This is a genomic window from Leclercia sp. W6 (assembly GCF_003336345.1).
GTDB lineage: Bacteria > Pseudomonadota > Gammaproteobacteria > Enterobacterales > Enterobacteriaceae > Enterobacter.
Genome location: NZ_CP031104.1, coordinates 3,604,886 through 3,625,690 on the forward strand (window position 1 = coordinate 3,604,886; position 20,805 = coordinate 3,625,690).

General features: G+C 58.3%; 21 protein-coding genes. 8 read left to right on the forward strand and 13 right to left on the reverse strand.

Features of this window, described 5'->3' with window-relative positions; translation table 11 throughout:
• Window positions 1–112 precede the first annotated feature (112 nt).
• Window positions 113–1,612 (reverse strand): MDR family MFS transporter, encoded by a 1,500-nt coding sequence (locus DVA43_RS17640; RefSeq protein ID WP_114316295.1) that lies wholly within the window; start codon window positions 1,610–1,612, stop codon window positions 113–115.
• 78 nt (window positions 1,613–1,690) lie between these two features.
• Here DVA43_RS17640 and DVA43_RS17645 point away from each other — a divergent pair, with 78 nt between their 5' ends.
• Complete coding sequence (locus DVA43_RS17645; RefSeq protein WP_114316296.1) at window positions 1,691–2,350, forward strand: TetR/AcrR family transcriptional regulator; 660 nt, start codon at window positions 1,691–1,693, stop codon at window positions 2,348–2,350.
• Here DVA43_RS17645 and DVA43_RS17650 read toward each other — a convergent pair.
• Entirely contained in the window at window positions 2,347–2,766 is a 420-nt protein-coding gene (locus DVA43_RS17650; RefSeq protein ID WP_114316297.1) for a GNAT family N-acetyltransferase, read from the reverse strand. The genes DVA43_RS17645 and DVA43_RS17650 overlap by 4 nt on opposite strands.
• A gap of 144 nt (window positions 2,767–2,910) precedes the next feature.
• Window positions 2,911–3,087, reverse strand: coding sequence for a hypothetical protein (locus tag DVA43_RS24750; RefSeq protein ID WP_168194666.1), 177 nt, complete (start codon window positions 3,085–3,087; stop codon window positions 2,911–2,913).
• Here DVA43_RS24750 and DVA43_RS17655 point away from each other — a divergent pair.
• Window positions 3,086–3,382, forward strand: coding sequence for a YicS family protein (locus DVA43_RS17655; protein ID WP_103177671.1), 297 nt, complete (start codon window positions 3,086–3,088; stop codon window positions 3,380–3,382). The two genes, DVA43_RS24750 and DVA43_RS17655, sit on opposite strands and share 2 nt — an antisense overlap.
• Window positions 3,383–3,418: 36 nt before the next feature.
• On the opposite strand, the gene DVA43_RS17660 is transcribed toward DVA43_RS17655, so the two are convergent.
• Window positions 3,419–4,366: a LacI family DNA-binding transcriptional regulator gene (locus DVA43_RS17660; RefSeq protein ID WP_103824277.1), complete on the reverse strand. Its 948-nt coding sequence runs from the start codon at window positions 4,364–4,366 to the stop codon at window positions 3,419–3,421.
• A gap of 294 nt (window positions 4,367–4,660) precedes the next feature.
• Here DVA43_RS17660 and DVA43_RS17665 point away from each other — a divergent pair, with 294 nt between their 5' ends.
• The 6 genes from DVA43_RS17665 to DVA43_RS17690 all read left to right on the forward strand — a co-directional run bounded on the left by DVA43_RS17665 (window position 4,661) and on the right by DVA43_RS17690 (window position 10,610).
• Complete coding sequence (locus tag DVA43_RS17665; protein ID WP_103824276.1) at window positions 4,661–4,975, forward strand: PTS sugar transporter subunit IIB; 315 nt, start codon at window positions 4,661–4,663, stop codon at window positions 4,973–4,975.
• Between the two features lie 12 nt (window positions 4,976–4,987).
• Window positions 4,988–6,313 (forward strand): PTS sugar transporter subunit IIC, encoded by a 1,326-nt coding sequence (locus DVA43_RS17670; protein WP_103824275.1) that lies wholly within the window; start codon window positions 4,988–4,990, stop codon window positions 6,311–6,313.
• A 17-nt stretch (window positions 6,314–6,330) separates the two neighbouring features.
• Window positions 6,331–7,716: a glycoside hydrolase family 1 protein gene (locus tag DVA43_RS17675; protein WP_114316298.1), complete on the forward strand. Its 1,386-nt coding sequence runs from the start codon at window positions 6,331–6,333 to the stop codon at window positions 7,714–7,716.
• 11 nt (window positions 7,717–7,727) lie between these two features.
• A complete protein-coding gene (locus DVA43_RS17680; RefSeq protein WP_072250852.1) occupies window positions 7,728–8,030 on the forward strand; it encodes a PTS lactose/cellobiose transporter subunit IIA in 303 nt (100 codons plus the stop codon).
• Between the two features lie 162 nt (window positions 8,031–8,192).
• Complete coding sequence (locus tag DVA43_RS17685) at window positions 8,193–9,572, forward strand: carbohydrate porin (RefSeq protein ID WP_114316299.1); 1,380 nt, start codon at window positions 8,193–8,195, stop codon at window positions 9,570–9,572.
• Window positions 9,573–9,704: 132 nt separating this feature from the next.
• Window positions 9,705–10,610, forward strand: coding sequence for a DMT family transporter (locus DVA43_RS17690; RefSeq protein ID WP_114316300.1), 906 nt, complete (start codon window positions 9,705–9,707; stop codon window positions 10,608–10,610).
• Between the two features lie 37 nt (window positions 10,611–10,647).
• On the opposite strand, the gene nepI is transcribed toward DVA43_RS17690, so the two are convergent.
• From nepI to ilvB, 9 genes are all read right to left on the reverse strand, one after another.
• Complete coding sequence (nepI, locus tag DVA43_RS17695; protein ID WP_103824271.1) at window positions 10,648–11,838, reverse strand: purine ribonucleoside efflux pump NepI; 1,191 nt, start codon at window positions 11,836–11,838, stop codon at window positions 10,648–10,650.
• Between the two features lie 150 nt (window positions 11,839–11,988).
• Window positions 11,989–12,441, reverse strand: coding sequence for a DUF1198 domain-containing protein (locus DVA43_RS17700; RefSeq protein ID WP_114316301.1), 453 nt, complete (start codon window positions 12,439–12,441; stop codon window positions 11,989–11,991).
• 129 nt (window positions 12,442–12,570) lie between these two features.
• On the reverse strand, window positions 12,571–13,575 hold the full coding sequence (locus DVA43_RS17705; RefSeq protein WP_114316302.1) for an alpha/beta fold hydrolase: 1,005 nt from the start codon (window positions 13,573–13,575) through the stop codon (window positions 12,571–12,573).
• A 162-nt stretch (window positions 13,576–13,737) separates the two neighbouring features.
• Window positions 13,738–15,129: a hexose-6-phosphate:phosphate antiporter gene (gene uhpT / locus DVA43_RS17710; RefSeq protein WP_103177659.1), complete on the reverse strand. Its 1,392-nt coding sequence runs from the start codon at window positions 15,127–15,129 to the stop codon at window positions 13,738–13,740.
• 132 nt (window positions 15,130–15,261) lie between these two features.
• Complete coding sequence (locus tag DVA43_RS17715; protein WP_114316303.1) at window positions 15,262–16,581, reverse strand: MFS transporter; 1,320 nt, start codon at window positions 16,579–16,581, stop codon at window positions 15,262–15,264.
• On the reverse strand, window positions 16,574–18,079 hold the full coding sequence (gene uhpB / locus DVA43_RS17720) for a signal transduction histidine-protein kinase/phosphatase UhpB (RefSeq protein WP_114316304.1): 1,506 nt from the start codon (window positions 18,077–18,079) through the stop codon (window positions 16,574–16,576). The genes DVA43_RS17715 and uhpB overlap by 8 nt, the downstream gene beginning before the upstream one ends.
• Window positions 18,079–18,669 carry a transcriptional regulator UhpA gene (uhpA, locus tag DVA43_RS17725; RefSeq protein ID WP_114316305.1) on the reverse strand — a complete coding sequence of 197 codons (591 nt, stop codon included), beginning with the start codon at window positions 18,667–18,669 and terminating at the stop codon, window positions 18,079–18,081. Before uhpA ends, uhpB begins: the two co-directional genes overlap by 1 nt.
• Window positions 18,670–18,746: 77 nt before the next feature.
• Window positions 18,747–19,034: an acetolactate synthase small subunit gene (gene ilvN, locus DVA43_RS17730; RefSeq protein ID WP_039032259.1), complete on the reverse strand. Its 288-nt coding sequence runs from the start codon at window positions 19,032–19,034 to the stop codon at window positions 18,747–18,749.
• A 3-nt stretch (window positions 19,035–19,037) separates the two neighbouring features.
• Window positions 19,038–20,726 carry an acetolactate synthase large subunit gene (ilvB, locus tag DVA43_RS17735; protein ID WP_114316306.1) on the reverse strand — a complete coding sequence of 563 codons (1,689 nt, stop codon included), beginning with the start codon at window positions 20,724–20,726 and terminating at the stop codon, window positions 19,038–19,040.
• Between the last annotated feature and the right edge of the window lie 79 nt (window positions 20,727–20,805).

Sequence of the window (20,805 nt, forward strand, 5' to 3'; positions counted from 1 at the left end):
CCTCTGCTGGTTTATTGACCAGGCCAAAGCATGCGCCAGCACCGTCGGGAATGACAAGTCAGAGCATCAAAATTCGGAAAGCGACTCGCAACAAATAGCAGATCCACTAACCTTAAGCCTCCCGCTTGCGCAGCGGCGCCTCGCGCAAAAACCACGACAGCACAAAGGCCAGCACCATGATCCCGGCAGCCATCAAAAACACCGCATGAATGGCGGAGCCAAAGGCGTCCAGGTAGTCCAGGCGCAGGGCATCCGGCAGATGATGAATGGCGGTGGGGTTCATCTCCCGCGGCAGTTCGGTCCCCTCGGGGATCCGCGCCATCAGGCCCGACTGCAATACGTGGGTGAAGACCGCGCCAAACAGCGCCACGCCAATGGCCCCGCCGATGGAGCGGAACAGGGTCACGCCCGAAGTGGCCACACCGTACTGGCTGGATGAGACGCTGTTCTGTACTGCCAGCACCAGCACCTGCATCACCAGACCCAGCCCCGCCCCCAGTACGCCGGTAAACAGGTAAAGCTGCCAGACCGGTGATTCGATGGTGATCCGCGTGAGCAGGGCCATGCCGACCACACCCAGCAGGGTGCCGAGGATCGGAAACAGGCGATATTTCCCGGTGCGGCTGATAATGCGACCGCTAATAATCGAGGTTAGCAGCAGTCCGCCCATCAGCGGGATCAGCTGCAACCCGGCCTGGGTCGGGGTCGCCTCTTTGACAATCTGCAGATAGAGCGGCAGGAAGGTGACCGAGCCAAACAGCGACATGCCGATAATAAAGCCAATCAGACTACACAGCAGAAAGCTGCGATCCCGGAAGAGCGACAGGGGAATAATCGGCTCCCACGCCAGACGCTCCTCGTAGATAAACCCGGCGATACCCGTCAGGCCAAAGGCCAGAATGCACCACAGCTGCGGGTCGCTCCACTCGCGTACCGTGCCTCCTTCGCTGGTAAACAGGATGATGCACAGCAGGGCCATGCTGAGGTAAATCGCCCCCAGATAGTCGATCTCATGTTTGTTGCGCTTCGCGCTGCCGCGGAAGACCGCGCCAATCACCAGCAGGGCAAACAGCCCCAGCGGCAGGTTGATGTAGAAAATCCAGCGCCAGGAGGCGTGCTGCACCAGAAAACCACCGACCAGCGGACCAATCACCGTCGCGAGTCCAAAGACCCCGCCGAATAAGCCCTGATAGCGGCCACGCTCCGCGGGGGGAATAACGTCCGCCACCGCCGCCATGCTGATCACCATCAGCCCCCCGCCGCCCAGCCCCTGCAGGGCGCGCATCAGCACCAGCTGGGTCATGTTTTGCGCCAGCCCGCACAGGGCGGAGCCCACCAGAAACAGGACAATCGCAATTTGCAGGACGATTTTGCGGCCAAAGAGATCGCCAAACTTACCGTACAGCGGCACCACAATCGTGGAGCTCAGGATATAGGCCGTCACGACCCAGGAGAGTTTATCCAGGCCGCCCAGCTCGCCCACAATGGTGGGCAGCGCCGTGGAGACAATGGTCTGATCGAGAGCCGAGAGCAGCATCACCAGCAGGAGCGCGCTGAAGAGCAGCCGCACCGGGGGCGCGTTTTTGGTTTGCGTTGTTGAATCGGAGACCATAAAACACCGCTTGAAATTAATTAATCGTATAATTAATATTTATCTAAGTTATGAATCAGGTCAAGGGATCCCCCGCGCATGTCAGCACATAAAGATAATTCCGACCCTACGCCACAGGCTCGCCGCCCCGGACGCCCACGCGGAAGCAAACCCACCGCCACCAGCCGGGAGCAGCTGCTGGATATCGCCCTCGATCTCTTTGCGCGCCAGGGGATTGCCCGCACCTCCCTTAACGCCATTGCCAAAGAAGCGGGCGTGACGCCGGCGATGCTGCACTACTACTTCAACTCCCGGGAGCGGCTGCTTGACGCGATGATCGAGGAGCGTTTTCTACCGCTTCGCAGCGCCATCGCGACGCTTTTCAGCGCTCACCCTGACGATCCGGTCACCGCCCTGACGTTGATGGTGGAAAAGCTGGCCGAACTGGCCGGAGAGCATCACTGGTTCGCGCCGCTGTGGATGCAGGAGGTGATCGGTGAAATGCCGGTGCTGCGTGCGCATCTGCAGGCCCGCTTTGGCGATGAGAAATATCAGGGGACGCTGGATACCGTCGCCCGCTGGCAGCAGGAGGGTAAACTGAACCGCGATCTGGCGCCGGAGCTTTTATTCACCACCCTGTTGAGTCTGGTGCTGGTGCCCTTTTCGCGCATGCGCAATGACGAGAGGTTAAGCGCCCTCTCGCCGGAACGTATTGTGCGCCATGCTCTGGCGGTGATGGGCGGCGGTATTGGCGCTTAAAGCGCCTTCGACAGGTAGTGTCGTTGTATTCCCGGATAGGGGAAATCGTTGAGCGTCATTTCCAGCTTATAGCCCTGCTTTTCATAAAACGGACGCGCCTGGAAACTGAAAGTGTCCACCAGTGCATGCCGGCACCCCTGCTTCCGGGCCTCGGCTTCGGCGGCTTGCATCAGCTGGCTGCCAAGCCCGCTACCGCGCAATTCATCGGATACCCACAGGTATTTGATGTTCAGCCACTCGCCCTGGCGGTTGCCGATAAGTCCGCCGCGCATGTTACCGCTGTCATCGCGGGCATAGTCGGCGAGATCGCTCCCCACGCGGGAAAAATCAATAAACTGGCTGTTATAGATCCGCAGTAGCTGGAGTAACTCTTCCTGTTCGTGTTCAGTAATGGTGTCGGTAATACTCAGTTGCATATCAATCCCCCGTTACGTTGCAGATCGACTATCGCATACTCCGCCCGGGATACAAACGCCAAATTCTGGCTCCGTGCGGGTTAAAAATGTAAGTGCAATCAACGGAAAAGTGTCTTCGCGAGTCGCATCACCCTTTATTACCTGTCACCCGCCAGCCGTCACACATTTTTTTTTTGCGCTTTCCTCTCCGGCAAATTCTGCGGCTACGCTTAGTCGTACCCCTGCGCAACTATTGGCAAAATTAATACTTTCGGCTTGGGTCGCAAAGGCGGATGTAACGATATATTTCATAAACGTGTGTGTTTTTTCGGAGGTTTCCATGAAGTCAGCGCACCTGTTTTGCCTCATCGTCTGCCTGCTTTTCGCCGCCTTCGTTCATGCTCAGGAAATGAACGATCCGGCAAAGTTAGAGCAGATGAAACAGGCGGTTTTAAAGGATGTGAAGAAAGCCTGTGCCCCACAACGCAAGCAAACCGATAAAGAGTGGCAGGCGATGATCATGGCGTCTGAGGCGAATCAGATGCTGGTCAAAAACGCGGTGGTGGCGATGGAGCGGAACAACCAGGAGGGTTACTGGGATGCTGTCAGTCAGGTGGACTGCATGGAGGATTACTGATTACGCATAAAGGGGCCCTGCAGCCCCCTTAATATTTTAGCGACGCACATCCGGAATAATTAAATCCCCGCGCAGCACATACGAACCCAGCATCTGGGTCTTCTCATTCAGCCAGCTCACGATCCGTGCTGCCATGGCATCCATTGAGTACTCAATCGCCGGAATGGTTGGAATGCCCGGCAGATGCAGTGAACCCGCCAGACTGAAGACCATGATGTCGCCCGGCACCGATCGGTTGAACGCCTGGAGCTGGGGGATCACCCGCTGCGCTTCCTGCTCGTCGGCCACCAGCAAGGCGTTGAAATTGAGCGTGGAGGCGTTGTTGAGCAGCTCCTGCAGGGCCACGGAGGATGAGGTGGCTTCCATAAAGACCAGGTTGCGATTAAACGGCAGGAAGTTCTTTTCCAGCCCATGCTTGTAGCCCAGCAGCACCTGATCGGCAAAACCACTGCCGTACGGGTGGATCAGCGCAATCTGGCGTCGCCCCTGGCTGGCGAGGAAATTACAGGCGGTTTCCGCGGCAAAAGCGTGGTCATACTGGATACTGTTGACGTTATTGGTTTCCATGCAATCCACCAGGATGACGTTCTCCTGATCGATCTGCAACGGGAAACGGGCGCCAATAATCAGAATGTCATCGCATAGCCCGCAGGAGAGTTCATCCAGCGCGCTCATGACTTCGGCTTTGGTATTGGCGAAGCGAAGCAGCAGGTGCTTCTGGTGCTGGCTGAGGTGTTTTTCCAGCGCGTAAAGGTAACCCGTAGTCTGGTTAATGTTGTCCTGCGCACAAATGACGCCGATACAACCGGTTGTCTGGCTCAGCAGCGATTGGGCAATCACGTTTGGCCGGTAGTTCAGCTCTTCAACTGCTTTCAGTACGGCCTGACGGCTGGCTTCCTTCACGCCGCGCGACCCGCTCAACACCCGTGATACCGTGGCTTTGGACACCCCGGCCAGACGTGATACATCGTTGATTGTAGACATCTTTATCCCCTGACAGGTCTCTCCAGGCCCCTGTAATTCCTGATTCCACTTCGGCTCATATTATAGCCACTCAGGAGTATATCTGTTTCCGTTTTCTATGGAAACCGATTTTCCGTTTCCACTCTAAGTGATGCAAAAGCAGCCAAAATATGTGACCCAAATCCGATAAACAGCCCCTATAAGTAATGGATCTTGATGGCTGTCACACTTCTGTCTTATATGCATGGAAACCGGTTTCCATATGTTATCCAATCATCTCCGCAATAACTATTTACATTTTGAGGATGGTTGTCGATGTTCAAGATTATGCTGTGCTGTTCTGCCGGGATGTCTACCAGTCTGCTGGTACGGAAAATGGTCGAAGCCGCGGAAGAACGCGGAATCCCCGTCAAAATCGATGCGTACGGTGTTTCAGAATTTGATACACAGTTTCCGCAATATCAGGTCGTGCTTCTCGGACCGCAAGTCAAATACATGCTAAAAACGCTCTCAGACAAGGCTGCCACTCAGGGCATACCCGTTCAGTCCATCGATACAATGGATTACGGTATGCAACGTGGCGATAAAGTGCTGGACTATGCTCTGTCGCTCATCGAAGCGGCACACTAAGAAGGTGTTCTCATGAGTTCGTTATATCAATCTATGGTTGCCGTCATTGAGCAGTCCATCGCGCCGCTGGCAGGCAAGCTGGGCCAGCAGAAGTACGTGATTGCCATCCGCGACGGCTTTACCGCCGCGCTGCCGTTTATGATCATCGGCTCGTTTATGCTGGTGTTCATCTTCCCGCCATTCTCTGCGGACACCACCAACAGCTTTGCCCGCGGCTGGCTCGATTTCTCTGAAACCTACCGCGACCAGCTGATGTTGCCGTTTAACCTCAGCATGGGGGTGATGACCTTCTTTATCGCGGTAGGGATTGGTGCCAGTCTGGGTCGCCAGTTTAATCTCGATCCGGTAATGTCCGGCCTGCTGGCCTTTATGGCATTTCTGCTGGTCGCCGCGCCCTATGCCGACGGTAAAATCTCCACCCAGTATCTGTCGGGCCAGGGGATCTTCACCGCGCTGATCACCTCTATCTATGCCACCCGCGTTTACGCCTGGCTGAAAGATCATAACGTCACGATCCGCCTGCCGAAGGAAGTGCCGACCGGCGTGGCGCGCTCGTTTGAGATCCTGATCCCGGTGGTGGTGATAATCGGTACGCTGCACCCGCTGAACCTGTTTATCGAAGCGCAAACCGGGATGATTATCCCGCAGGCGATTATGCACCTGCTGGAGCCGCTGGTTTCCGCCTCTGACTCCCTGCCTGCCATTCTGCTCTCCGTGCTGCTGTGCCAGATCTTCTGGTTTGCCGGTATCCACGGCGCGCTGATTGTCACCGGCATCATGAACCCGTTCTGGATGGCTAACCTTTCTGCCAACCAGGCCGCACTGGCTGCTGGCGCTGCGCTGCCGCACGTCTATCTGCAGGGCTTCTGGGATCACTACCTGCTGATTGGCGGCGTGGGCTCTACCCTGCCGCTGGCCTTCCTGCTGCTGCGTAGCCGTGCAACGCACCTGCGCACTATCGGCAAAATGGGTATCGTGCCAAGCTTCTTTAATATCAACGAACCGATTCTGTTCGGCGCGCCGATCATCATGAACCCGATGCTGTTTATTCCGTTCGTGTTCGTTCCGATGATCAACGCTTGTCTGGCGTATACCGCCACCAAACTCGGCTGGCTGGCACAGGTTGTGTCGCTGACGCCGTGGACGACGCCGGCTCCGATTGGCGCCTCCTGGGCGGCAAACTGGGCCCTGAGTCCGGTGGTGATGTGCGTCATTTGTATGGTGATGTCGGCGCTGATGTATTTACCGTTCCTGCGTGCTTATGAGCGCTCCCTGGTGAAAACCGAAGAGCAGAAAGCGCAGGCGTCTGTAGGTGCAGCAGAGACCGTCGGCAATTAAGTCAAAGAGGACGTTTTATGAAATATGCATTTCCCGAAAACTTCTGGTGGGGTAGCGCCTGTTCTGCACTGCAAACCGAAGGGGAAAGCCAGGGCGGCGGCAAGGGATTAACCACCTGGGATCACTGGTTCGCCACACAGCCAAATCGCTTTCACAACGGGGTGGGGCCGCAGAATACCTCCACGTTTTATCAGAACTGGAAAGCTGACATTCAGCTGTTAAAGCAGCTGAACCACAATAGCTTTCGCACTTCGATAAGCTGGGCGCGCCTGATCCCGGAAGGTATCGGTGAAGTGAACCAGGAAGCAGTGGCGTTTTACAACCAGGTGATCGACGAACTGATCGCCCAGGGCATTACGCCATTCATCACCCTGTTCCACTTCGACATGCCGATGGCGATGCAGGAGATTGGCGGCTGGGAAAACCGCGATGTGGTCGCGGCTTATGCCCGCTACGCAGAAACCTGCTTTGAGCTTTTTGGTGATCGGGTAATGCACTGGTTTACCTTTAACGAGCCGATTGTGCCGGTAGAGGGCGGGTATCTGTATGACTTCCACTACCCGAACGTGGTCGATTTCCGTCGCGCCGCCACCGTGGCTTATCACACCGTGCTGGCTCATGCGCAGGCGGTGCGCGCCTTCCGCGCCGGGCATTATGCCGGTGAGATTGGTATCGTACTGAACCTGACGCCGTCCTATCCGCGTTCGCAGAACCCGGCGGACGTGAAAGCCGCGCACCATTGCGATCTGCTGTTTAACCGCAGCTTCCTCGACCCGGTGCTGTGTGGTGAATACCCGGCAGATCTGGTGGCGATGCTGAAAGCGCACGATCAGCTGCCAGCCTGTCTGCCAGAGGACAGCGCGCTGATTGCCGACGGTAAAATCGACCTGCTGGGCATTAACTACTACCAGCCGCGTCGGGTGAAGTGCCGTGATACGGCCATTAATCCCAATGCGCCGTTTATGCCGGAGTGGTTCTTCGACAGCTACGAGATGCCGGGCCGCAAAATGAACCCGCATCGCGGCTGGGAAATCTACGAGCCAGGTATTTACGATATTCTTATTAACCTGCGCGATAATTACGGCAACCCACGCTGTTTTATTTCTGAAAATGGTATGGGCGTTGAAAACGAGCAGCGTTTTATTGAGAACGGTCAGATTAACGACCAATATCGTATCGAGTTTATTTCTGAACATCTTAAATGGCTGCATAAAGGCATTAGCGAAGGCTGTAATTGTCTTGGCTACCATATGTGGACATTTATTGATAACTGGTCGTGGTGCAATGCGTATAAAAACCGATATGGCTTTGTCCAGCTCGATTTAGAAACGCAGCAACGCACCATTAAAAAGAGCGGAGAATGGTTTGCCGAAACCTCTCTGAATAATAGTTTCGATAAATAGAGTGGAAGATGATGATTGCCTTAGAAGAAGCAGTAATGGAAATCATCGTCAATGCTGGTCAGTCGCGCAGCCTGTGCTTTGAAGCACTGCATGCTGCGCGGCAGGGCAACTTTGACGAAGCGAAAAGCCTGCTGCGCGAAGCCGATGGCTACGCGCGCCAGGCGCACCATATGCAGACCAAACTCATCGAACAGGACGCAGGCGAAGCCCGTCAGCCGATGACCTTAATTATGGTGCATGCTCAGGATCATTTAATGAACTCGCTGCTGGCCCGTGAATTATCCGAAGAGATTATTCATTTATACCAGCGCTAATATTTAAATATCAGTGATGGAGATAGCTTTACGATAATAGTGTAAAACCTCTGTACCCTAAAAAATAAAAATCAACTTGTTCTGATGATAGCGACATATTTTGTCAATGCGGAACGGGATGGTTATTGTCTGAATAAAATTTAAATATATATTGAGATAACCATGAATATGATTAAAAAACTTCCATTAACAATGGCGGTTATCGCCGCGCTTTGCCCAATTTCTGTACTCGCACAAGAATTTACGCAGGAGCAAATCGACGCCATTGTGGCCAAAGCGGTGGATAAAGCCCTGGCAGAACGCCAGGCAAAAATGGATGCCGCGGTAGCGAAAAAAGCCGATGTCATCAACGAACCGCAAAGCGCCGCGCAGTCTCCGGATATGGCGATCCCGTTCGGCATTAAATTTACCGGTTATGCCCGCTACGGCGCCCACTTCCAGGCCGCCGATCAGAAATACGTTGCCGTAGATGGCTCCTATAACGGCGCCTCGGCGATTGGTCGTCTGGGTAACGAAAGCAACGGCGGCGAGTTCCAGCTTTCCAAAGCCTTCAAGGGCGAGAACGGCGCCATCTGGGACGTCAACGTGATGATTGACCACTGGGGCGACGAAGTTAACCTGAAAAAAGCCTACGCCGGGGTGACCAATATTCTGGCATCCAACCCGAACGCCTATATCTGGGCGGGTCGTGACTTCCACCAGCGTCCGCAACAGGGCATCAACGACTACTTCTGGATGAACCACGACGGCCAGGGTGCCGGGGTGAAGAACTTCGACATCGGCGGCGTGCAGTTTGACATAGCTACCGTGGCGGCAGTGGAATCCTGTAGCCCGGAAGTGATGGACGATGAAGCCAACCCGTCGCGCATCACCTGTACCGGCGGCTCCGGCACCGGCGACAAGGGCAACTACGCGGCCACCTCCAAAATTCATGGCATGAAGCTCGGCCCGATCGATCTGGAGCTGTACGCCAACTACGGCTTTGACTCCAAAGCCATCGACACCGAAGAGCGCACCAACGCCTGGCAGGGTGGCGTGGTGCTGAGCCACACCAACGACAGCGGCGTGAACAAAGTGATCGCCCGTTACTCTGATAACTCTGACAACAGCGTGTTCAACAAAACCGAGGATCTGACCACGGTGTACGCCAGCTTCGAAGGGCTGCACAAGTTCACCCCGGCGACCCAGGTGGAGTACATTCTGGCCTTCCACGACTATGACAACAGCCGTGACAACACCGACAACCGTAAGAACTACAACGCCATCGTGCGTCCAATGCACTGGTGGAACGACGTTCACTCCACCTGGCTGGAAGCGGGCTGGCAGCACGTTGATTACGACAACGGCGGCGATAACAAAGGCTGGAAGCTGACCCTGTCGCAGAACATGTCTATCGCTATGGGCCCGGAATTCCGTCCGATGCTGCGCTTCTACGTCACCGGCGGCAAGGTGGATAACGAACGCACCGCCCGCGTGAACAACACCAAAGACGAAACGCTCGACGACTTCAACGTCGGCGCGATGTGGGAAGCCTGGTTCTAACCCCTGCTGCGCCCGGCGGCGCTGCGCTTGCACGGGCCTACAAAGTTTTGTAGGCCGGGTAAGCGTAGCGCCACCCGGCAGGCCCCGTGTTATGCTGCTGGCCTTTGAAAAGCCAATATCGCAGGGGAGAACATGGGTTCCACACGTAAAGGGATGCTGAACGTCCTGATCGCCGCCATTTTATGGGGCAGCTCAGGGGTTTGCGCGCAGTACATCATGGAGAAAAGTCATATTTCCTCGCCTTACCTCACCATGGTTCGCCTGCTGTTTGCCGGCGTAATCCTGCTGACACTCTCATTCATTCACGGCGACAAGATTTTCTCGGTCATCAAAAATCGCAAAGATGCCCTTAGCCTGCTGATTTTCTCTCTGTTCGGGGCGCTGATTGTCCAGCTCACCTTCCTGGTGACGATTGAAAAATCCAATGCCGCCACCGCCACCGTGCTGCAGTTCCTCTCCCCGACCATTATCGTGGCGTGGTTCGCGCTGGCACGTAAAAAGCGCCCGGGGATTTTCGTGCTGGCGGCGATCATGACCTCGCTCATCGGCACCTTTTTGCTGGTCACTCACGGGGATCCGACTTCGCTGACCATCTCCCCTGCTGCGCTCTGCTGGGGCATCGCCTCCGCTTTCGCCGCGGCGTTCTATACCACCTACCCCTCCGCCCTGATTGCCCGCTACGGCACCCTGCCGATCGTCGGCTGGAGTATGCTGCTGGCCGGGTTAATGCTGACGCCGTTCTATGCCGGGCGTGGCACCACCTTCGTTATCGACGGCAGCCTGCTGCTGGCCTTCTTCTATCTGGTGGTGATTGGTACGTCGGTGACCTTCAGTCTGTATCTGAAAGGCGCGCAGATGATTGGCGGGCCAAAGGCGAGCATTCTGAGCTGCGCCGAGCCGCTGAGCAGCGCCCTGCTGTCGGTGATTTTACTGGGAGTGGCGTTTACCCTGCCGGACTGGCTGGGCACGCTGCTGATTGTATCGTCGGTGGTGCTAATTTCGATGGATTCGAGAAGAAGGGCTCAGACATCGTCGTAGCCTGATGCCCTCTCCCGGCGGGGAGAGGGCCAAAAACTTACTGCGCCTTCACTTTCCCCGCCACCAGCAGCGCCGTCAGCAGCATCAGGGTGCCGGAAATCACCACCGGTGAGGTCAGCCCTAAATTATCCAGCGCCAGGCCGCCCAAGGCCGCACCGCAGGTATTCGCCAGCTGGATCACCGCCACCTGAATGGACCCGGCTTTTTCCGCCTGATCGGCCAGCGAGCGGGTGATCCAGGTCGACCAGCCCACCGGGATCAGCGCAAAGGCAAAGCCCCAGATAATCGCAATCGCCGAGGCGACCCACTTGTCGCTGCCCCACAGAATCAGTACAAGCGCGCTGACCGCCAGCACCAGCGGCGCCCCCGCCAGGGCCACCTTCAGGGAGCGTTTCAGGAACTGCGCCGACAGCGAGGTACCGACAAAGCTGGCGATACCGAAGCTTAACAGCACCAGCGTCAGGCCATCGACGTCAAACCCGGCCATGGTCATAAACACCGGACGGATATAGGTAAAGAAGGCAAACTGTCCGGCGAAGGCCATAAAGATGGCGGTCATCCCCGCCAGCACGCCCGGGCGTTTCAGCAGGCTGAACATGTTCTGCTTGTGGTGCGCGGCTTCGCCCGGCAGCGACGGCAGCGCCTTCCAGACCCACAGAATACAGAGCACGCCCATCACCGCGGCACCGTTAAAGACGTTGCGCCAGCCGATAATCCCGCCGAGGAAGCTGCCCAGCGGCGCGGCAATCACCAGCGCGATGGAGACCGCCCCGAAGATCACCGAGAGCGCTTTCGGCACGGTACGCGCCGGCACCAGCCGCATGGTGAGCGAAGCGGACATCGCCCAGAACCCGCCGAGCCCCAGCCCGAGGCAGGCGCGCCCTAACAGCAGCAGGGTGAAACTTTCAGCGAAGGAGACCAGCAGGCAGGAGAGGGTCAGCAGCACGCTGAACAGGATCACCACCTTGCGACGGTCAATGGTGCCGATCGCCTGGGTAATAAACAGGCTGGCGAACATCGCCACAAACGCGGTGACGGTAACCGACTGGCCCGCCAGCCCTTCAGAGATGCCCAGATCCTGCGCCATCGGCGTCAGCAGGCTGACCGGCAAAAACTCCACGGTAATCAAGCAGGCGACGCAAAACGCCACGGAAAAAACCGCCGACCAGTTCGGGCGAGAAACCGCGTCGGCATGGGGCGAAGGGGCGGATTGGATCTGTTCTGTCATGGCATCACCTGAGGAGAAAACGAGCGGGAAAGCCGCGCAGTTTAACAGTTTAAATGTGATCCATTTAACGTTTTGACAACTTTTGGCACTTTTTGCCGGGCGGCAGGATCGGTAGGCCCGGTAAGCGTAGCGCCACCGGGCGATGTTTAATCAGTGCAGGAAGAAAACCCCCTCTTCAGGCAGGAAGAGTTGGTTATAGCGCAGCTGGAAGGCGTTAAGCTCGTAGGGATCGGGCTCCATGTCGCGCATAAAACCGAGCGCCAGGCGAACCTGTGCATCGGTGATCGGCGCGGCGAGGCGCGCCTTGCGCAGCAGGCGATACCAGTTCTGCAGGTTGTTTTCACTGCTGTCGACGATGCACACCTGCCAGATCAGCAGCACCTGCGCGGCATTGAGCAGATGCGCCTCGTCGGGACGTTCAAGGTAGCGGATAAACTCGTTGCCGGCGCTTTTGCCAAACTGGTCGATCATCGACTCCAGCGGCACAGGGGTGATCCCCAGCCGTTCGCTGAGGCGACGAATGGCGCGCCGGGAACCCGACGTCATGACGCGAAAGCCCACCACAAATACCACGGCCAGCGTAGCCAGCATTATCCAGACCATGCACTCTCCTTACGGTTAGCCATGCATGATATCGGGAAACGTGGCGCGTCAACAGCAGGTAACGTCGTATTAATAAAGCAACAAACAGTGGATCGGGCCGGGGAAAACCGCTACCTGCCGCATGAAGCGTTACTGCGCCTGTAACCCCTTCAACAGCGCCTCATGGAAACGTTCGGGATCCTGCATCTGCGGGGCATGACCCATATCGTCAAACTCCACAAGCGTGGCGTGAGGGATACGCTTCGCCGTCTCCTTACCCAGCACCGCGTAGTTGCCCAGCGTCTTACGTATTTCCGGCGGGGCGAGATCTTTGCCAATGGCGGTATTGTCCTTCGTACCGATCATCAATAATACCGGCATCTTCAGCTCGCTGAATTCATACATCACCGGCTGGGTGTAGATCATGTCGTAGAGCAGGGCCGAGTTCCAGGCCACCCGCTCTTTACCCGGCCCGTTGTTCAGCCCGGCGAGCATCGTGACCCAGCGCTCATATTCCGGCTTCCACTCTCCGGCGTAATAGGTGTTTTTTTCGTACTGGCGGATGCCGTCGGCGCTGGTTTTTAGCTCGCGCTGATACCACTGATCGACCGTAATGTGCGGCACGCCGCGCGCTTTCCAGTCCTCAAGGCCAATCGGGTTGACCATCACCAGCTGTTCCACCTCCTGGGGCCACATCAGCGCGTAGCGGGTCGCCAGCATGCCGCCAGTGGAGTGTCCAATAACGGTAACGCGATCGATCCCCAGTTCTTTCAGCAGGGCATGGGTGTTATCCGCCAGCTGCTGGAAGGTGTATTGATAGCGCTCCGGCTTGGTGGATTTGCAGAAACCGACCTGGTCGGGAGCCACCACGCGGTAGCCGCTGGCGGTGAGGGCGCGGATCGTTCCGTCCCAGGTGCCCGCGCAGAAGTTTTTACCGTGCATCAGCACTACGGTGCGGCCGTTGGCTTTTTCCGGCTTCACGTCCAGATAGGCCATATCCAGCGACTGATTTTGCGAGGTGAAGGTGAAGTGTTTTACCGGCCAGGCGTAGTCAAAACCTTCCAGTTTCTCGCCGTAGGTGGGGGTATCGGCCGCCATCGCGGGTGAGGCCAGCGCCACCAGCAGCGCAAGGGAGGATAATCGTCGGGTCAACATGCAAGCTCTCCGTTAGCAAAGGGGCTAAGGCTGCGCGAAAGGCGGCAGCAAACTAAAACTGTAGAGCATAGGACGGAGCGGATGTGTAAAGCGGGGTAAGGTAATCGGGGTGAGAATGTAAAAAAGCCCGGCATCACGCCGGGCAAGAAGTTACCTGCACACTCAGGCTGCTTTCAAACGTTGCACACGTTTTTCGCGGCGGATCTTGCGCTCTTCCAGCACCGCAACCATCGCCATCAGGACGATACAGCCGATGGCTGCCGCATCCAGCGCGGCAAAGGTGCCTGCCCAGCCGGTAAGGCCGAAGATCGGCGTGCCGTCGGCAATCATCCCCAGACCGAGCTTAGCGAAGCTGTCGCCGATCAGGTAAGCGAAGGTGCCTTTAATCCCATCGGCGGCGCCGATCGCTTTTTTCGGCACGAAGCCGACTGCCGCCACGCCGATCAACAGCTGCGGACCAAACACCAGGAAGCCGAGCGCGAACAGGGAGGCGAGATAGACGTACTGGTTGCTGGCATGCTGATAAATACCCAGCGTGGCGATAATCAGCGCCAGCGCGACGCAGGCCACCAGCGCACGACGACCATTGGCGAGATCCGAGAGCCAGCCCCACAGCAGGGTGCCAACCAGCGCGCCCACTTCAAACAGGGTGAAGCCCTGGATCGCCACCTCTTTGGAGAGCTTTAGCTCCTGGAAGGCATACACGGTTGACCACTGGTCGATACCGATGCGCACCACGTACAGGAAGATATTGGAGAAGCAGAGCAGCCAGATGACTTTGTTTTTCAGCACGTACTCAACAAAGATCTGCCATTTGGTCATCTCGTTCTCTTCGGTCTCTTTGTCCTCTTCGCTGATCTCTTCGTTAAACAGCTCTTCGGCTTTACCCAGACCGTATGATTCCGGGGAGTCGCTGCCGAAGCGCAGGCCGATAAAGCCGACGATCAGGGCGATAATCGACGGGAAGATAAACATGCCGATCACGTGGCCGTCGAAGAGGTAGTTCGCGCCGAACAGCGCCACCCCTGCCGCACCGGCACCGCCGAGGTTGTGGGAGATGTTCCACATGCCGAGGTACGAACCACGCTTGCGGCGCGGTGTCCATTTGGTGATGGTGGAGTAGCTGCACGACCCGCCGGTACTCTGGAAGAAGCCGCTCAGGGCGTAGAAGGCGATCATCAGGAACAGGCTGACGGAGCCCGCGCCCATGCTGGCGCTGAAGCCGAGCATACAGATGGCCGAGAGGATCAGCATAAACGGCAGGAACTGCTTGGTGTTTTTGCCGTCCGCATAGTAAGAGACAACGGTTTTCCCCACCCCGTAGGTGATGGAGAAGCCGAGGCCAATCATCCCCAGCTGGGTCATGCTCAGCCCGTAGGTCGAGATCATGTCGTTCTGGGCGATGTTAAAGTTTTTGCGGATCAGATACATCGTCAGGTAGCCGATAAAGACCACCAGATAGGACTGCATGAAGGGTTTGAACCACATTTTGCGCCGCACATCGAGCGGCAGATCCAGGGTCGGCTTGCGCACCTGATTTAAGAAGGCCAGCATGTATCAATGTCTCCCGAGCTGATTTTTGCCGCATTGTAAAAATCAGCCGGGCGTGACGCTTGAGACAGCGTCCAGGCGGAACCGGGAAAATTTCTTAGTTTTGCCCCACTCGCGGTGAAAAGGTGAGGCGCATCACATCACACTGGCTTCACGCGGGGCCTGGGCGTTAAGGAAAGGCAGCAGCAGCAGGGCCGAAATCCCCGCCGCGATGGCGATCACCGCGAAGAACCCGCTCCAGTGCCAGATGTCGATCACCCGGGCCAGCGGCCAGCCGGAGAGCGATGCCCCGAGATAGGCGAACAGCCCGACAAAACCGGTCGCCGCCCCTGCCGCGTCCTTGTGGGAGCACTCCGCCGCTGCCATGCCGATCAGCATCTGCGGGCCAAACACGAAGAAGCCGATGGTAAAGAAGCACGCCGCCTGCATCACGTAGCTGGCAAAGGGCATCAGCCACAGCGAGCCGACCGAGAGCAAAATCCCGGCGGCGAAAATGAGGTTCATTGGGCCACGGTTGCCGTTGAAGAGCTTATCCGAGCCCCAGCCCGCCACCAGCGCGCCGATAAACCCGCCCAGCTCGAACATCGTCACCGCCGAGTTGGCGGTGACCAGATCCACACCCAGCGTCTCGGACATGTACAGATTGCCCCAGTCATTGATCGCCGCGCGCACCACATAGACCAGCACGTAGCAGAGCGACAGCAGCCAGATATAGGGGTTTTTCAGCACATATCGGGTGAGGATCGCTTTGCGGGAAAGCCCGGCCCCCTCCTGCTGCTGGGCAATCTCCAGCGCGTCGTGCCGCCAGTCGCCCACCGCGGGCAGACCCACGGTTTGCGGCCGATCGCGCAGACGCCAGCAGAGAAACAGCCCGGCAAAGATTGCGAGACAACCGGCAATCATCATCCCCGCGCGCCAGCCGTAGTGCAGCGCTGCGGCACCGACCACCATCGGGATCAGCGCCCCGCCGACGTTATGGGCGGTGTTCCAGATCGCCCACCAGCCGCCGCGCTCGTTGCGCGAATACCAGGCGGTGAGCAGGCGGGCACAGACCGGCGCGCCCCAGCCTTGGAAAAAGGCGTTCAGCGCCCACAGCAGGGCGAAGGCCCAGAGCGAGGTGGAGAAGCCGAACAGGATGTTCACCACCCCGGTGGCGATCAGGCCAAAGCCCATAAAGTACCGCGCGTTGGAACGGTCGCTGACGATGCCGGAGAAGAACTTCGACAGGCCATAGGTGATGTAAAACAGCGTCGCCAGCAGGCCGATATCGGTGCGGGTCATCACCCCGCTGGCGAGGATCTCCGGCGCGGCGGCGTTGAAGCTTTTGCGGGTGAAGTAGAACAGCGCGTACCCCAGCCAGAGGGTAAGCAGAATATGGCGTCGCCAGTAGCGGTAGCGGGCGTCGATTTCCGCCTTATCGCTTATCGGTGCAGCATCGACAGGGGGTTTAAACATGGTGGCTCCGAAGCGGTAAACTGACGCTGACGCGCGTCCCGTGGGTGCAAGAGAGGCTCAGCGTGCCGCCCAGCGCCTTCACGCGCTCGCGCATGCCCACCAGGCCAAAGCCCTGTTGCCCGGAGCCCGGCGGCAGGCCGCAGCCGTCGTCTTCAATCACCAGCATCAGGCGCTCGTCCTGCTGCCAGCCTTGTATCGTGACCGCGCTGGCGCTGGCATGTTTGACGATATTATTCAGCCCCTCCTGACAGACGCGAAACAGGGTGACGCGCTGACCTTCGCTCAGCGTTGTCTCGTCGATGCCCCAGTCGAGATGGCTGACAATCCCGCGGCTCTCCAGCTCCATCTCACGCATCAGGGAGCGTACCGCCTGTTCCAGGGTCAGGTCGTCGAGCTGACGCGGACGCAGCCTGCCCAGCAGACGGCGCACCGAGTCATATACGCCCAGCGAGAGCTGTTCAATATGCGCCCCGCCCTGCTTCACCCCGGCGTTGTCCGCCGCCAGACGCTGGACGATACCCGCCTGGGTACGAATGGCGGTAATGGTCTGGCCGATGTCGTCGTGCAGTTCGCGCGCCACCTCCTGCCGCACGCTCTCTTCGGTCTCCAGCAGGCGTTCTGCCAGGCGGCGATTGCGCGACAGCTCGGTTTGCAGGGACTGGTTCAGCTCACGCAGACGCTGAATGCCCGCGCCGAGCAGCAGCCCGGTCAGGCTCTGGGCCAGCAGAGAGAGCAGCAGATCGACGGGGTGATCGTGCCAGGTCTGGCTGGCAATCAGCGCGATGGCATTCATCAGCGTGGCGATCAGCCCCCCCTGCCAGCCGTAATGCCAGGCGAGCGCGATGATCGGCAGCGCCAGACAAAACGGCGTGAAGCGCGACAGCTCCGCGGGCAGACCAAGCTGCAACCACAGGCTCACCACAAACAGCAGCAGATACCAGATGAGATGCCGGGCACGCCAGTTCACCGGTTGCGAAACCAGCGCCGGGCCAAGAGGCTGCCAGACGGTACTGGTGAGGTAATGCCAGATGACGAGGCAGGTCGGGGCCAGGGTCAGGCCGCCGGTCAGAGTCAGCAGCAGGGCGTTAAGCATCTCCTTTTCGCCCACCCACGGCAGGGACTGCAACAGCGCGGCGGCAATCAGCGCCGCCCCCTGGCGCAGCAGCGTGCGCCAGTCGCGCTGGTGACGATAGCGAGAAATAAGCGCAACCGGGAGGAGCGTGAGCAGGCTTCCGGTCATCAATAAGGGCAGATACGCGAGGGCGACTTCCTGCGACAACCAGATCAGCATCAGCCACTCGGCGCCCAGCAGCACCGGCCAGTAGCCGCGCGGGCATTGCAGCATCAGCCCCAGACGCAGGCCAAAGGGAAACAGCAGCACCGCCAGCTCCGGGCGTTCTACCAGATGCAGGCTGATGCTCCACAGACAGAACCAGGCGGCGGAGAAGATAAAGAAGCTGGCGACCACCGCCACCAGCCGGGAGAAAAAGGCGTGCATTACCAGCCGTCAAACATGCGGCGCGCCAGCTCAACGTCATTGCTGACGCCCAGTTTTTCCATCAGGTTGGCGCGGTGAACGTGTACGGTTTTTGGCGACAGGCCCAGCTCAAGGGCGATCTCTTTCACCGCCATTCCCTGAGCCAGCTTTTCCGCCACCTGGCGTTCGCGTCGGGTGAGCGGGTCCTGGCGTCCGGCCGCCAGCTTGAGGGCGATATCTGGCGTCAGGTAACAACCCCCGGTGGCAACGGTGCGCACGGCGGCAATCAGCTCGTCCGGGCTGCAGCGTTTGGAGAGAAACCCGCGCGCGCCCGCGTTTAGCGCCTGCTCCACCAGCGCCGGACTGTCGTGAACCGAGAGCATGATGGTCGTTATTCCCTTCGGCAGCTGGCTCAGCAGCTCCAGCCCGGAGAGGTCCGGCATTGAGATATCGCAGATACAGACCTGCACCCCGCGTCCCGGCAGGCCGGCCAGCGCCTCGCGGCCGGAGCCGAACTCGGCCACCACCTGAAAATCGGGCTCCAGGCTCAGCAGCTGGGCAAATCCGGAGCGGACGATAAGGTGATCGTCGATAAGGGCGATGGTGGTCATGGTGCGTTCCTGGCGGGCGGATAAAAAAACGCGCTTACCTTAACGATAAGCGCGCGGGTGTTCAAGCAATGAGCGATTTATTCGAAGAACACCGCAATTTTGTTAAACATGGTCGGATCGGACTGGTTACGCACCACTTTCACCACATCTTCCAGCTTGTCGATCTGGGCCATCATCTGCTCCAGACGCTGATCGTCATTCACCAGTAGCCAGATACGGCTGTGCTCGCTGCCCTGGATTGGCAAACAGAGGATGCCTTCCACGTTGAACGCCCGGCGGGCAAACAGCCCGCAGACGTGGGTCATGACGCCAGGGTGGTTGCGGACGGTGAGTTCCAGAATGACGTTATCATTTTGCTTCTGCATGGCTTATTCCCCCACCATTTCTGTATTGGCCGCACCCGGCGGTACCATCGGATAAACTTTTTGTTGTGGATCGATACGCACGTGGATCAGTGCCGGGCCCGGGCGCGAAATCGCCGCCTGAAGTGCGGCCTGCGCATCCTCTTCGGCATTCAGATCGCAGGTGTGCAGGCCAAATCCGGCGGCAATCTGCATAAAGTTAATCATCCCCGGATAGGTGGCGGCGAAGACGCCCTGCTTGTAGAACAGGCTCTGCTGCTGATGCACCAGGCCCAGCGCTTCGTTGTTCATCAGGATGATTTTCACATCCAGCTGGTTTTCCGCCGCGGTGGCCATCTCCTGAATGTTCATCATCAGGCTGCCGTCGCCGGAGAAGCAGATCACCTTGCGATCCGGATTCGCCAGCGCCGCGCCCACTGCCGCAGGCAGGCCAAAGCCCATGGTCCCCAGCCCGCCGGAGGTCAGCCACTGACGCGGACGGTTCAGTGGATAGGCCTGGGCGGTCCACATCTGATGCTGTCCCACGTCGGTGGTGATAATGGCGCTGTCGTCCACGCAGGCGGCCACGGCGTTAATCAGCCCGTAGTGGCTCAGCGGATCGCCACCGGTCGGGATAGCGCCCGGGAACTCCTGTTGCAGACCGGTAACCTGCTCACGCCACGCGGTGCGTGGAGTGGCCTCAATGTGCGGCAGCAGCTGCGCCAGCACTTCGTTAACGTCGCCCTGAATCGCCACGTGCGGCTGCTTGATTTTGCCCAGCTCGGCGCGGTCGATATCCACGTGAATGATTTTGGCGTTCGGGCAGAACTGCTCGGTTTTGCCGATCGCCCGGTCATCAAAACGCGCCCCGAGAACGATCAGCAGGTCAGCTTCCTGCAGAATAAAGTTGGTGCTGCGCGCGCCATGCATCCCGAGCATGCCCAGCGACAGCGGGTGCGCTTTAGGCAGCATGCCCAGCGCCATCAGGGTCATGGTGGTCGGCAGGTTGGCCTTTTCTGCCAGTGCACGCACCGCATCAGGCGCATCAATCACCCCACCGCCCAGATAGAGCACCGGGCGCTGGGCGGCATTAATCATCGCCGCCGCCTCGCGTACGCTCTCGACGCTAAATTCCGGCGATGGCGCGCGGGTGCGTGGCTCTGGCAGTACCTCGATCTCAATTTCAGCGGTCTGCACATCCTTAGGAATGTCTATCCACACCGGACCCGGACGACCGGACTGGGCGATACGGAACGCATCGCTGATAACCTGCGGTAATTCGCTGATATCACGCACTAAGTAGTTGTGCTTGGTGAGGGGGATAGAGATGCCGTAGGTATCCACTTCCTGAAACGCATCGGTGCCGATCATTGAGGCAGGCACCTGGCCGGTAATGCAGACTAACGGGATAGAATCGAGACGCGCGTCGGCGATGGCGGTCACCAGGTTAGTGGCCCCCGGCCCGCTACAGGCCATACAGACCGCCGGTTTGCCTTGAGTACGCGCCATGCCCTGGGCGATAAAGCCTGCGCCCTGCTCGTGACGCGCCAGCACGTGGCGGATCTGCGTGCTCTGACTTAAGGCGTCATACAGCGGGAGTACCGTCCCGCCAGGGATACCTGCAACCGTGGTAATGCCCTGACGTTCCAGCAGATGAACGATTAACTGCGCGCCAGTGAAACGCGTCTTGTGTGATGTTGTGCCCGAACTTGCCATGCTCCAGTCCTTTTATTCTGAGCCGACTTTCCGGGGGGCTTTAAACGAAAAACCCCGCCGGTTTGCGCCGGCGGGGTTT